Annotated in this window: 11 protein-coding genes and 1 pseudogene; 9 read left to right on the top strand and 3 right to left on the bottom strand. The window is 60.4% G+C overall.

What is annotated here, in order from left to right:
• Positions 1-15: 15 nt before the first annotated feature.
• Entirely contained in the window at positions 16-1344 is a 1329-nt protein-coding gene (shiA, locus tag P3T22_RS05730; protein ID WP_063500020.1) for a shikimate transporter, read from the bottom strand.
• Between the two features lie 371 nt (positions 1345-1715).
• Between shiA and P3T22_RS05735 the strand changes: the two genes are divergently transcribed.
• The 4 genes from P3T22_RS05735 (at position 1716) to P3T22_RS05750 (ending at position 5110) form a co-directional block, all read left to right on the top strand.
• Positions 1716-1940 (top strand): hypothetical protein, encoded by a 225-nt coding sequence (locus tag P3T22_RS05735; protein ID WP_063500019.1) that lies wholly within the window; start codon positions 1716-1718, stop codon positions 1938-1940.
• A complete protein-coding gene (locus tag P3T22_RS05740) occupies positions 1918-2637 on the top strand; it encodes a GntR family transcriptional regulator (RefSeq protein ID WP_063500018.1) in 720 nt (239 codons plus the stop codon). The genes P3T22_RS05735 and P3T22_RS05740 overlap by 23 nt, the downstream gene beginning before the upstream one ends.
• 421 nt (positions 2638-3058) lie before the next feature.
• Positions 3059-4306, top strand: a complete 1248-nt coding sequence (gene frc / locus P3T22_RS05745) for a formyl-CoA transferase (protein ID WP_063500017.1) — start codon at positions 3059-3061, stop codon at positions 4304-4306.
• An 18-nt stretch (positions 4307-4324) separates the two neighbouring features.
• On the top strand, positions 4325-5110 hold the full coding sequence (locus tag P3T22_RS05750; RefSeq protein ID WP_429324483.1) for a fumarylacetoacetate hydrolase family protein: 786 nt from the start codon (positions 4325-4327) through the stop codon (positions 5108-5110).
• Positions 5111-5141: 31 nt separating this feature from the next.
• Here P3T22_RS05750 and P3T22_RS05755 read toward each other — a convergent pair whose 3' ends face one another.
• Positions 5142-6089: a LysR family transcriptional regulator gene (locus tag P3T22_RS05755; RefSeq protein WP_429324484.1), complete on the bottom strand. Its 948-nt coding sequence runs from the start codon at positions 6087-6089 to the stop codon at positions 5142-5144.
• A 427-nt stretch (positions 6090-6516) separates the two neighbouring features.
• Between P3T22_RS05755 and P3T22_RS05760 the strand changes: the two are divergent.
• Positions 6517-6690 (top strand): annotated as a pseudogene (locus P3T22_RS05760) (LysR family transcriptional regulator); the annotation flags it as partial.
• Positions 6680-8131: an aldehyde dehydrogenase family protein gene (locus P3T22_RS05765; protein ID WP_429324485.1), complete on the top strand. Its 1452-nt coding sequence runs from the start codon at positions 6680-6682 to the stop codon at positions 8129-8131. The pseudogene P3T22_RS05760 and the gene P3T22_RS05765, both read left to right, overlap by 11 nt.
• An 88-nt stretch (positions 8132-8219) precedes the next feature.
• Here P3T22_RS05765 and P3T22_RS05770 read toward each other — a convergent pair whose 3' ends face one another.
• A complete protein-coding gene (locus P3T22_RS05770) occupies positions 8220-9197 on the bottom strand; it encodes a 2-dehydropantoate 2-reductase (protein ID WP_429324486.1) in 978 nt (325 codons plus the stop codon).
• Positions 9198-9535: 338 nt separating this feature from the next.
• Between P3T22_RS05770 and P3T22_RS05775 the strand changes: the two genes are divergently transcribed.
• From P3T22_RS05775 to P3T22_RS05785, 3 genes are all read left to right on the top strand, one after another.
• On the top strand, positions 9536-10945 hold the full coding sequence (locus tag P3T22_RS05775; RefSeq protein WP_063500011.1) for an undecaprenyl-phosphate glucose phosphotransferase: 1410 nt from the start codon (positions 9536-9538) through the stop codon (positions 10943-10945).
• Between the two features lie 207 nt (positions 10946-11152).
• Positions 11153-12307 carry a polysaccharide biosynthesis/export family protein gene (locus tag P3T22_RS05780; RefSeq protein WP_082855419.1) on the top strand — a complete coding sequence of 385 codons (1155 nt, stop codon included), beginning with the start codon at positions 11153-11155 and terminating at the stop codon, positions 12305-12307.
• Positions 12304-12810, top strand: a complete 507-nt coding sequence (locus P3T22_RS05785) for a low molecular weight protein-tyrosine-phosphatase (protein ID WP_063500009.1) — start codon at positions 12304-12306, stop codon at positions 12808-12810. The genes P3T22_RS05780 and P3T22_RS05785 overlap by 4 nt, the downstream gene beginning before the upstream one ends.
• The last annotated feature ends 25 nt before the right edge of the window (positions 12811-12835 follow it).

Below are 12835 nucleotides of genomic sequence, written 5' to 3' on the forward strand. Positions count from 1 at the left end.
AGTCATCGGCAAAAATCAGTCGACCGTGCGCCCGGTCTTCATCTTCGCCGCCACCAGCACCGAGATCAGGCAGCCGATCGCCAGGTAGGCCGCTACCGGATGCCAGGAGCCGCCGGCAAAGCTGACCAGCGCCACCGCGATAAACGGTGTGAAACCGCCGCCGACCACGCTCGCCACTTGATAACCGACGCCCGCGCCGCTGTAGCGATACTCGGTGCCGAACAGTTCGGTGAACATGGGTTGCTGCACGCTCACGACCATGTCGTGGGCAACGTTGGCGAGCATCACCGCGAAGATCACGATCCACACTGTCGAGCGGGCCTCGAGAGCGAGAAAAAAGGGCACCGCGCTGAACATGCCGACCAGCGCGCCGACGATATACACGCGCCGGCGGCCGAAACGGTCAGCAAGCCACGCGAAGCAAGGAATCGTCACGCAGCTCACGGCGCCGACCAGCAGGCCGATCGTGAGAAAGAACTCGCGCGGCATGTGCAGATTTGCTGTCGAGTAGTTCAGTGCGAATGCCGTCACGATATACATCGTGAACAGCTCGGCAAGGCGCAGCGCGATGATCAGCAGGAAAGCCTTGGGGTGTTTCAGCAATGCCTCGACGATCGGCAGCCGCACGCTGCGCTCACCGTGCTCGCCGACCTTCTCGACGAACTCCTTCGATTCTTCCATGCTCGAGCGGATCCACAGCGCAATCAGCACCAGCACCACACTGAACAGGAAGGGCAGACGCCAACCCCAGTTCAGGAACGACGCGTTGTCCATCGAGCGGCTAATGATCGCGACCAGCCCGGTCGAGAGCACGAGACCCACGCCATAGCCGACCTGCACGCCGCTGCTGTAGAACGCCTTTTTCTTCTCCGGCGCGCTTTCGACCGCCATCAACGCCGCGCCGCCCCATTCGCCGCCTACCGCGAAGCCCTGGATCGCGCGCAACGTCACGAGCAGCACCGGCGCCCACCAGCCGATGCTGGAGAAGGCCGGCAGCAGGCCGATCGCCGCGGTGGAGAGGCCCATCATCATTACTGTGAGCACCAGCATGCGCTTGCGTCCGAGCCGGTCGCCGTAGTGGCCGAACACGAAGCCGCCGAGCGGCCGGAACAGAAAGCCGACGCCGAACGTCGCGAATGCGGCGAGCGTGCCCATCGCCGGGCTGACCTTCGGGAAGAACTCGGCATTGAAGACCAGCGCGGCGACGATGCCGTACAGCAGAAAGTCGTACCAGTCGACCACGGCGCCGACGAAGCTGCCAAGCGCCGCCTTGCGCGCCCGGCTGCGCGCCGTGCGGCTGTCGGCGATGGCCATTTTCGGCGCTTTCGGGAGGGTGATACTCATGACGGTGTCTCCTTCGGATTCTCGGGATGCTGTCTGGAAGCGCGCGGCAGATGCAGGGCAGTGGCTGCTGCAGGCCCATCACAGGATTCCCGAAGGTTAATGATGGGAAGCCGTTCCCACAATCTGCATTAGGTGAAATTGCGCGATCATCGGACGCAGCTGCGCGCATAGCGCGCGTTTTGCGCGTTTACACGGAGCTTCGCCGGTTTGATTTGGGCACGCGGAGGAGTCGTCCGCAGGTCGCTCGTGCTACCTTGAACATGCCATCCTGAAATCGACGTGTACTGATATACTACATACGGAATATTGATTTTTGCGGCGATGCAGCATATGATTGAGTCATCTATTCGCTCAATTATTCGGAGTTACAAATGGAATTTGTTCCTCTCGCGCTGCTTGCCGTTGCTGTTGTGGGTTTAGGCTCTGCCGCCACCGTCCTGTTGACCCGCTGGATCCCGCAGCCGGTTGCGCAGCTTGCAGCGCAACATGGCCGGTTCATCGGCTTGGGCGAGCAAGACGGCGGAATGGCTGCGGCGGCGCCGTATCGTGGGCATGTTCAACAAGAGGCGATGAATGTCGTCAGAACTTCAAACTGAAGCAGTGGCCACACCCTTGACGCTGTCATTGCAGCCGATCGGCGCGAGCGTGAGCTTGCGCGATCAGGCGTATGCCATGCTCCGCCAGGCCATTGCCGACGCGGATATCTATCAGACCCGCGAAGAAATCCGCCTCGACGAGCGTGTGCTGAGCGAATCGCTGGGCGTGAGCCGCACGCCGGTGCGCGAGGCGATGACGCTGCTGGAACAGGAGGGTTTTCTGCGCATGGTGCCGCGGCGCGGCATCTACATCGTGCGCAAGAGCAAGCGTGAGATCGTCGAAATGATCCAGATGTGGGCCGCGCTTGAAAGCATGGCGGCGCGTCTTGCCACCCTGCACGCCACGGACGAGGAAATCGCCCGCCTGCGCCACATGTTCGACCATTTCCGCGACGCCATGCCGGCCGAGCACATCGCCGAGTATTCAGACGCCAACATCGCGTTTCATCAGGCGATCGTCGAGTTATCGAAGTCGCAGATCATTCTCGACACGATCAAGAACATCTTCATCCACGTGCGGGCGATTCGCCGCATGACCATTTCGCAAAGCGACCGCGCGTCGCGTTCGATCGTCGATCACCTGCGCATTATCGAGGCGCTGGAGCAGCGCGATACCGAACTGGCTGAGCGGCTGACGCGTCAGCATTCGCTCGATCTGGCGGCGTTTGTCGAAGCGAATTGCGATTTTCTGGATTGACGGCTGCTTAGGCGCCAGCTTGGCGCTAGGGATGAAAAAGGCCTGCGGTGATGACATCACCGCAGGCCTTTTTGCCTTTCTGACCCGCAGGTGCCAAACGACGCTGGCAGTGCGGGTTAAGTCGCGCTTGACGGTCTTTAAAATATGGTATGTGATATATCAATATAACAATCAAACGGCAATAATTCGGTGTTTTCCCTAGGATTAGCGTGCACAAGCGGGAACATTTGGCCGCAGCGAAGGCCAGGCAGGCCTTCAACACGGACACGCCCGGAACAGCCGGATCGAAATTTAACCTTGACCGTATGTGATATATTACATACGGTATATAAAGGCCGTACATCTGCATGAGCGGACGTTATCGAAGCGGACGCGTCGGTCGATAACCCTTGCATACAACTGACTGATCAGGAGACATGACATGAGCAAAGCACTCGACGGCGTGCGCATTCTCGATTTCACGCATGTGCAATCGGGCCCTACCTGCACGCAGTTGCTCGCGTGGTTCGGCGCGGACGTGATCAAGGTGGAGCGGGCCGGCGCCGGCGACATCACGCGTGAGCAACTACGCGATATTCCCGACGTGGACAGCTTGTATTTCACGATGCTCAATCACAACAAGCGCTCGGTCACGATCGATACCAAGAACCCGGAAGGCAAGCTGGTGCTCGAGGCGCTGATCCAGAAGTGCGACGTGCTGGTGGAGAATTTCGCACCGGGTGCGCTGGACCGGATGGGCTTCACGTGGGAGCGGATTCAGGAATTGAATCCGCGCATGATCGTGGCTTCGGTGAAGGGTTTCGGCCCGGGTCCTTATGAGGACTGCAAGGTCTACGAGAATGTTGCGCAATGCGCGGGCGGTGCGGCCTCGACCACCGGTTTCGACGATGGTCCGCCGGTGGTGACCGGTGCGCAGATCGGCGACAGCGGCACGGGTTTGCATCTGGCGCTAGGCATTGTCACGGCGCTGTATCAGCGCACGCAAACCGGGCGTGGGCAGAAGGTGCTTGCCGCGATGCAGGACGGCGTGCTCAACCTGTGCCGCGTGAAGCTGCGCGACCAGCAGCGGCTCGAACGCACCGGCACGATGAAAGAGTATCCGCAATATCCGAACGGGATGTTCGGTGAAGCGGTGCCGCGCGCGGGAAATGCGTCGGGTGGTGGTCAGCCAGGCTGGATTCTGAAGTGCAAGGGCTGGGAGACGGATCCCAATGCGTATATCTACTTCATCACTCAGGCGCCGGTGTGGACGAAGATCTGCAACGTGATCGGCAAGGAAGAATGGGCCTCCGATCCGGACTACGCAACACCTGCCGCGCGCTTGCCGCATCTGAAGGACATCTTTGCCGAGATCGAGCGCTGGACCATGACCAAGACCAAGTTTGAGGCCATGCAGATTCTGAACAGATACGACATCCCTTGCGGGCCGATTCTGTCGATGAAGGAAATTGCCGAAGAGCCGTCGCTGCGCAAAACCGGCACGATTGTCGAAGTGGATCATCCGACCCGCGGCAAATATTTGACGGTTGGTAATCCTATCAAACTGTCGGACAGTCCGACCGAAGTCAAACGCTCGCCGCTGCTGGGTGAACACACCGACGAGGTGATGACTGAACTCGGCTACTCGCCTGAACAGATCAGCGCATTGCGGACCGCTGGCGCGATTTGAGCACTCAAGGAGCGACGTATGGATACGTGGATGCGTTTCATGTCGAGCGACAATGGTGTCGTGTTCGGCCGGGTGGAAGGCGGCTATCTGCATGAGTACGAAAGTCTCGATCAACCGGTGCCGACTGGCGCTGTGTTGTCGACACGTGCACTCACGCCGCTCGCGCCTTGTGCGCCCGGCAAGATCGTCGCCTTGTGGAATAACTATCACGCGCTTGCGGCGAAGCTGGACAAGCCTGTGCCGGCGCATCCGCTATTTCTGCTGAAGCCGGCGGGATCGGTGACCGGTTCGGGTAATGCGATCCGGCGACCGCTCAGCTACGCGGGCAAGATCGTCTATGAAGGTGAACTCGGCATTGTGATTGGGCGGCGCTGCCGCGATGCGAGTGCTGAAGAGGCTGCGAATTCGATCTTCGGCTACACGCTGGTCAACGACGTGACCGCAGCCGATCTGCTGAACGAGAATCCCCACTTCCCGCAATGGTGCCGTGCAAAGGGCTTCGATACGTTCTGCTGTATCGGACCCTCGATCGTCTCCGGTTTCGACTGGCGCACAGCGCGCCTCGTGACGACGCTCGACGGTGTGGAGCGGCAGAACTATCCGCTCGCCGATATGGTGTTTTCGCCTGCCGAGCAGGTGCGTCTGATTTCACAGGACTTGACGCTCGAACCGGGCGATGTGATCGCATGCGGCACGTCGGTCGGCGTTGGGTCGATCAAGGACGGTGCAACGGTAACGATCACGATCGACGGGATCGGCACGCTAAGCAATACGTTGGCCGCTGCGTGCGAGATCGCGATATGAGGCGACGGCCCGGCGCGTTGCGCCGAGCTATTTACTGTTTATAGACGCTCAATTCCTTCACGCGGGTAATTTTCTCGATAAGACTCGCGCCTTCCTCCATCAGGAAGCGTTTGAAGGCGACTGCAACCGGCGGCAGGCGCTTGTTCTTCCGATGCACGACGTACCAGTTGAGCATGACAGGAAAGCCCTCGACGTCGAGCACGACCAGATGGCCGAGCTGCAACTCGAGGCTGATCGTATGGGCGGACAGGAAGGCGATGCCCATGCCGGCGATCACGGCCTGCTTGATCGTCTCGGTGCTCTTGATCTCCATCGCGATCTTGAGATTGGCGAGACGGCCGGCGAAGCCTTCCTCCATCGAATTCCATGTGTCCGAGCCGCGCTCGCGCACGATAAAGGCCTCGTCCGCCAACTGGTTCATCTTGATGTTGCGTTTGTGCGCGAGCGGATGCGTGGGTGCCGCCACGATCACGTAAGGGTGCGGCGCGAACGGCTCATTGGTCGCGTCGGTTTCGTGCGGCGGCCGCACCATCACCGCGAGATCGGTCTGGTTGGTTGCGAGTTGATGCAACAGTTCCGCGCGATTGTGTACCGCGAGATTGAGCACGACACCCGAGTAGCGCCGTGTGAATTCAGCCAGCAGGCGCGGAAAGAAGTAGTCGCCGGCGCTGATCACCGCGACGTTCAGCTTGCCGCCGGAGACGCCCTTGAGCTGACCCATCGCCTCGTCGACTTCGTGGAACTGCTGAATGATCGCGCGGCTGTAGTGAAGCATTTCGGTGCCGGCCGGCGTCAGATAGATTTTTTTGCCGAGCTGCTCGAACAGCGGCAACCCCGCGTGTTCCTCGAGTTGCCGGACCTGGGTGGAAACGGCGGGCTGCGTCAGATGCAATTCTTCCGCGGCGCGCGAGAAGCTCAGATGGCGCGCCACTGTTTCAAAGACCTTCAGTTGCCGCAGAGTCGCATTGCGCATCGTCATGGCCGATGTATAAGCAAATGTGAATCAACATAATAACAAACTTTAATTATTAGTAATTCAGCAATGACCCTAGCATGGGGCTGTATAAGAAGCGGGATTGCCGGTGCGGTGCTTGGTGCGGTAGTCGGCGCGGTAGTCGGGTTAACGCTTGGATTCGAGGCGCGGCGGGGGGCACCGAAAAGCTGAGGCACTGCCGATGCTTAATTGATCGGAATAAAGAACCGGCCTGTAAAGCGATGATTCAGGCAGGGCAGTATTTAAATAATGCGAATTAAAGACACAAAGATTAAATATTCCAGAATGGCAATCTATTCGGGTCATAACCAGAAGGTGTCGCGGTGGCCGCGGGCATCTCGGCGAAGTTCATTCTCGCGCCAATGCGTTCGCGCTGGATCGAAGCGCGCAACGAGCTTCAGGGCGTGCTGGGACGCTGCTCGTGCATCGCCGCAATCGCTCCCTCAGACCCAACGCTGCAGCGGCGTGGGCGCAGTTTGCCGCGCCCGCCGGTGTGGCTTCCAATGCCGCCGGCGCGGCGCCGGCCGATCCGCGGCTGGTCAGCCCATGCAACATCCCACGCAAGGAGCTTCATGATGGAAACTGAAACCGACCTCAGGCGCCATGATCTGCTGATCGACGGCAAGCGTTTGCCGCCCGGCACCGGTGAATATTCCGTCGACATCAACCCGGCGACCGAAGAGCCGATTGCACTGGTTGCACAAGGCAGCGCCGCCGATGTCGATAACGCGGTACGCGCGGCGCGTGCCGCGTTGAAAGTGTGGAACGCGATACGGGCGGCCGAACGGGGCCGCATCCTGGCGCGTCTCGCCGGCCTGATGCGCGCGAATCTGGAGGAGCTCGCCACGCTCGAAAGCCGCGATGCCGGCAAACCGATCTCGGCGGTGATGCGCCAGGATATTCCCGCAGCGATCGATACGCTCGAATACTACGCAGGGTGGTGCGACAAGATCAACGGTCAGGTCGTGCCGGTGCGCCCCGACGCCTTGACATACACGCTGCGTGAACCGGTCGGCGTGGTCGCCGCGATCGTGCCGTGGAATTTCCCGCTGATGATCGGCATGTGGAAAATCGCTCCTGCGCTGGCGTGCGGTTGCACGCTGATCGTCAAACCTGCGGAGATTACGCCGCTGACCGCGTTGCGCATCGGCGAATTCGCGCTCGAAGCGGGCGTGCCACCGGGAGTCCTGAATATCGTCACCGGCAAGGGTCGGGTGGTCGGCGATGCGCTGGTGGCGCATCTCGGCATCGATAAAGTGACTTTCACGGGTTCGCCTTCAGTGGGTCGGGGCATTCTGCAGGGCGCGGCCGGCAACTTCAAACGCGTCACGCTGGAGCTCGGCGGCAAGTCGGCGAACCTGATCTTCCCGGATGCGAATCTCGACAACGCGGTGCGGGCCGCGGCGTCGGGCATCTTCTTCAACACCGGCCAGGTATGTTCGGCCGGCTCGCGCATTCTGGCCCACCGCGATGTCTACGACGAAGTTGTCGAGCGTCTCGCGGCGCGTGCGAAGGCGATCAAGGTCGGCGATCCGGCGGCGCGCGAAACGTCGATGGGGCCGCTCATCTCCGCGGCGCAGATGAAAACCGTGCTCGGTTATGTCGAGACGGGGCGCGCCGAAGGGGCGTCGCTCGTGACCGGCGGCGCTCGCGTGGGCGAGCGCGGCTTCTTCGTTGAGCCGACAGTGTTCGCCAACGTCGAGCATGAAATGCGCATTTCGCAGGAGGAGATCTTCGGGCCGGTGGCGACCGTGCTTCGCTTCAACGACGAAGCCGATGCGATCCGTATCGCCAATGGCACGTTGTATAGCCTCGCGGCCGGCGTATGGAGCGCGGATATCGGCCGTGTGCATCGGGTGGCGCGTGATCTGAAAGCGGGTACCGTGTGGATCAATACCTACGGCTATACCGACGTGCGCTTGCCTTGGGGCGGTTCCGGCGATTCCGGTTTTGGCCGCGAGCACGGCGATGTGGCGATTGAAAACTTCACCGAGCCGAAGGCGGTATGGCTGGCGATCGATCAATAGCGGTGCGAAAGAAAAGGATCGAATGCGTGGCGTTCGATCCTTTGCTGAAGCTTGCGAGAGAGGTGTTGGCCGCAGCGTGGGTTGGCGCTCAATCGCCCTGCAATGCCATCCGTTCGCGCAGTTTGATCAGGGCGAGCACGACGTCGATAGTCGGCGTGGGCTCGGCAACGAGATGCCCCATTTCCTGCACCACAGTCAAGAGCGGATCGATCTCCATCGGACGGCGGTTTTCCAGATCGACCAGCGTCGAGGTCTTATGTGCGCCGACCGCACCCGCACCGTCGATGCGTTTTTCCACGTCGACGCGAAAATGCACGCCGAACTGATCCGCAATGCGTTTGGCTTCGAGCATCATCGTGCGTGATACCGCACGCGTGCCGGGGTCGCCGGTGAGGACATCGAGCGTAGCGTGGGTCAATGCGCTGATCGGGTTGAAGCACAGATTTCCCCACAGCTTGAGCCAGATTTCATCGCGGATATTGTCGCGGATCGGCGCATCGAATCCCGCCGCCTGCATGATCTCGTGCAATTGCTGAATGCGCGGCGTGCGTTCGCCACTCGGCTCGCCGATCGGAAATTTCTTGCCGTACACGTGCTTGATGACGCCCGGTTCGGCGATCTCCGCAGCGGGATACAGCACACAGCCGATCGCGCGTTCGGGACCGAGCCTCGTCCATTGGACGCCGTCCGGGTCGATGCTGGCGAGGCGTGTGCCGGCGAATTTTCCGCCGTGCTGATGAAAGTACCAATAGGGAATACCGTTCACGCCGGTAACGATGGCCGTGTGCTTGCCGAGAAGCGGCTGCATCGCATCGACCACGCCAGGCAGCGAGTGCGCCTTCAGCGTGACGATCACGAAGTCTTGCTCGCCGAGTTCGCGCGGGTCGGATGTGCAGCGTACCGGCACGCTGACCGTTTCGCCGTCCATGATCAGACGCGCGCCGTGTTCGCGCATTGCCGCAAGATGCGCCCCGCGTGCGACGAAACTCACATCCGCGCCGGCACGCGCCAGTTGCACGCCCATCAAACCGCCAATCGCTCCTGCTCCGAAGATGCAGATCTTCATGATGCCGCCCCTGTGACGATGAAAAGTCGCTTGCCCGATGCTGCGTATGGTCTTGCCGCAGTGGCGGGTCACTAATCGAGCATAAGTCTGCGAGGCGATTGCGGACAGTTAAAGTTTATCGGCCGATGTATTAGGGATTGGTTATAGACGTGCAGCAGTCAGATTTTGTGGAACAACCTCAAACTCAATGAAAAGTTCGGGTGATTTGTCTGAAAGTGCCGCGATGCGATTGAGAAACTTCTCATACTGGAACATTGCTCGGAAGAGCAGAATGGGCATTCTTTGAAAAAAGTGATGCATTCAAGTGGCATTGCAAACGGATTATTGGGAGCGATGCTATGAAGTTTCGTCAAACCGCAGGCCGCGATTTCGCGGAAATGGAGAGCGTCCTGGCGCGCCTGCTCGACGTGATGCTGGTCGCACTGGGCGCGGCGCTCGCATCGCTAACGGTCGTGACCGGTACGGCACATTCGATTCTCGAAGGCGCTTTCGCGGCGTTCGACATGGCGTTGGCGATTTTGCTGTTGCCCTTGTTCGGCATCTATGAATCGTGGCGCGGCCGCTCGAAATGGCGTCTTGTCTTTAACGTTGTGTTCGGTTGGATCGCAGTGCAGCTTTGCGGCCTTGCGATCATGTTTCTGCTTCACCGCACTGCGTCTGTGTCGCGGCTCTGGTGTGTGAGTTGGACCGTGATGACCGCAACCGGACTCGTCGCGTCGCGGCTGCTCGTGCACACGGTGCTCGGCCGGATCAGGCGCGCCGGGCGCAATCTGCGCATGGTTGCCGTGGTGGGCGCCGGTGCCCATCGCGATAGCGTGATCGGCAACATTGTCGGTTCGCCGGACGCCGGATTCCGGGCGGTTGCCACGCTCAACACGCGGCAGGGTAGCGAGCCTGATTTTCCGGGGCTGCCATCGTTCGCGTGTCTGCGCGAATTTGCGGACTGTGTGCGCCGTGAGCAGATTGAGGAGGTATGGCTCGCGCTATCGATGTCCGAAGAGGACACGGTGTTGAGGGTCATGGACGAATTCAATGGTGATCTTGTCAATCTGCGTTTCATTCCGGACGTACGCAGTCTCGCGATGTTCGACCGGAACGTAGTCGATCTGATCGGTGCGCCGGCTATCAATCTGATGGCGTCGCCGATGACCCCGTACGCCCTGGTTCAGAAAGCGATTTTCGACAGGCTATTCGCGGCAACCGCGCTGCTTGCGTTGGCACCTGTGATGCTGTCGATTGCTGTGGCCGTCAAGGTGACCTCGAAAGGGCCGGTGTTGTTTACCCAGCAGCGCAAGGGCGCCGACGGGCGAGTTTTCCGCATCTACAAGTTTCGTTCAATGCGTGCGCACAAGCAACAGCCCGGTGTGCTCCGTCAGGCCACCCGCGGGGATCCACGTATCACGCGTGTCGGCGCGTTTTTGCGCCGCACGAGCCTCGACGAGCTGCCGCAATTTATCAATGTGCTGCGCGGGGAGATGTCGGTGGTCGGACCGCGACCGCACGCGATAGAACACGACGACCAATATCGGAGCGTTGTCGACGGTTATATCCATCGTTACAGGATCAAGCCGGGCATTACTGGCTGGGCGCAAGTGAACGGTTTTCGCGGCGAGACCGACCGGATCGAAAAGATGCAGGGGCGTGTGGAACACGATCTGTATTACTTGAGAAATTGGTCATTCTGGTTGGATATGCGAATCGTCTTTGTGACGGTGTTAAAGGGGTTGGGGCATCGGAACGCGTATTGATGCGTAGCCTTCTGGCGTTCCGCGAGGACGCCAGAAGGCGTGGCAGTACCTGGTGGGTCAGCTGGCTTCCATCTCAATGGAATATGAATCCTGTCTGCCTGATGTGGGGCAGCGAGAGTGGTGCTACGGCCCGCTTGCTTGAAGAATAGGTTGAACACGATGTTAGCGGTAATTCGAACGAGGCCGGTCTATCGGCTTGGTGCCTTGATGGCGGCGGTAACCCTGTTGACTAGCGCATGCGCGGGGGCGCCGGGGATGCGAATGGAGACGTCCCGTGTACAAAAAATGCCGAGTGCTTACGGCGCTTCCACCCCAACTGGAGACGCCGGCGAAGGTTCGGCAGATGAGAAGGCCGATGCGACCTCTAACACGCCGGATATTGCTATAACCGAGGTCAACGCGTCACTGATCTCGCGCCTCGCGCAAAGTCAGAAGCAACAGCAAGCTGAGCTTTCGCAGTTGCTGTCCGGAGCGCCCCAAGCTTATACCGTCGGGCCCGGCGACGTGCTGCAAATCGTCGTCTGGGATCATCCGGAGTTCGCGGCCGCACTGGGTTCTTCACAAACGCAGTCGTCGGCGCGACCCGGCGATCCACTGTCCGGATTCATCGTCGATCAGAACGGCAGTCTAACGTTTCCGTATGCAGGCACGCTGCACGTGGCCGGCCAGCGTACCGATGAGATCCAGCAGCGCCTGACCGGCGCGCTTGCGAAGTACTTCGTCAAACCCCAGTTGACTGTGCGCATGGCCTCTTACCGGGCGCATCAGGTCTATGTTGACGGCGAAGTGCGTAGCGCGGGCGCACTCGCGGTCAATGACGTGCCCATGACACTTTACGAAGCAATCGGCCGCGCCGGTGGCTTCAGCGAAGCCGCCGACCAAAGCGACCTCGTGCTCGTGCGCGACGGCGAGTCACATCGAGTGAACCTGACGCAGCTGCTAGCGCGAGGCGTGAGTCCGTCGCGACTCTATCTGAAGCCCGGCGATTTGCTGCGCGTCGCGTCGCGCGACGAAAACGACGTGTATGTGATGGGCGAGGTCAACAAGCCGGTCTCAGCGATTCCACGCAGAACCGGCCGCATCACGCTCGCGGACGCTCTCTCGCAGGCTGGCAGCGTGAATGCATCCACCGCCGATGCCGCGCAGATGTTCGTGGTCCGCGGCTCGTTGTCAGGGACGCCGCAGGTGTTTCACCTCGACGGCAGGTCGCCGGTCGCGATGCTGCTCGCCAAGGATTTTGAGTTGCAACCCAAAGACGTCGTGTATGTCGACGGCAGCGGCCTCGTTCGCTTCAATCGTGTGTTGAGTTTGTTGATGCCGTTAATCAGCACGGGTTTGACGGCCGGGGTGATCGCAAAATGATAAAGCGCGTGCTGGTTGTCTGCGCGGGAAACGTCTGCCGCAGTCCGATGGCAGAAGCCCTTCTCGCGCGGCGTATCGAGTCGGTAACGGTGGAGTCCGCCGGCATTACGGCGTTGATCGGTTACGGAGCCGATCCAGTCGCCGTGAGCCTGATGAGCGAACGAGGCCTCGATATACGGTCCCACCGTGCGCGTCAACTGGTGACATGGATGCCCGCTACCGCCGACCTCGTACTCGTGATGGACCGTCTCCAGCGGCAGCAACTTGAGCATCGGTTCGCGTCCATTTATGGACGCGTCTATCGACTCGGCGATATGTCAGGGGCGCCTCGCCATTCAGACGCGGGGTTCGATATCCCCGATCCGTATCGCAAAGGCCGCGCGGCATTCGAAGAAAGCCTAAGGCTCATCGAAGCCGGAGTCGAAGGATGGGCCGCGCGCATCGCGGGCCTATCCGGGGGACGTGTGACGTCTGCTCCCGTTCTCGGCGAATCGCCATCCTGACAGCCGGTAAAAATACCTATCTTTA

It is taken from the genome of Paraburkholderia sp. GAS348 (assembly GCF_050434205.1).
Classification (GTDB): domain Bacteria; phylum Pseudomonadota; class Gammaproteobacteria; order Burkholderiales; family Burkholderiaceae; genus Paraburkholderia.

Coding starts and splice junctions, on each gene's coding strand:
- P3T22_RS05750 (WP_429324483.1), top strand. CDS start 4,325: ATGGATACGTGGATGCGTTTCATGTCGAGCGACAATGGTGTCGTGTTC.
- P3T22_RS05740 (WP_063500018.1), top strand. CDS start 1,918: ATGTCGTCAGAACTTCAAACTGAAGCAGTGGCCACACCCTTGACGCTG.
- P3T22_RS05785 (WP_063500009.1), top strand. CDS start 12,304: ATGATAAAGCGCGTGCTGGTTGTCTGCGCGGGAAACGTCTGCCGCAGT.
- shiA (WP_063500020.1), bottom strand. CDS start 1,344: ATGAGTATCACCCTCCCGAAAGCGCCGAAAATGGCCATCGCCGACAGC.
- P3T22_RS05780 (WP_082855419.1), top strand. CDS start 11,153: ATGGCGGCGGTAACCCTGTTGACTAGCGCATGCGCGGGGGCGCCGGGG.
- frc (WP_063500017.1), top strand. CDS start 3,059: ATGAGCAAAGCACTCGACGGCGTGCGCATTCTCGATTTCACGCATGTG.
- P3T22_RS05775 (WP_063500011.1), top strand. CDS start 9,536: ATGAAGTTTCGTCAAACCGCAGGCCGCGATTTCGCGGAAATGGAGAGC.
- P3T22_RS05755 (WP_429324484.1), bottom strand. CDS start 6,089: ATGACGATGCGCAATGCGACTCTGCGGCAACTGAAGGTCTTTGAAACA.
- P3T22_RS05735 (WP_063500019.1), top strand. CDS start 1,716: ATGGAATTTGTTCCTCTCGCGCTGCTTGCCGTTGCTGTTGTGGGTTTA.
- P3T22_RS05770 (WP_429324486.1), bottom strand. CDS start 9,197: ATGAAGATCTGCATCTTCGGAGCAGGAGCGATTGGCGGTTTGATGGGC.
- P3T22_RS05765 (WP_429324485.1), top strand. CDS start 6,680: ATGGAAACTGAAACCGACCTCAGGCGCCATGATCTGCTGATCGACGGC.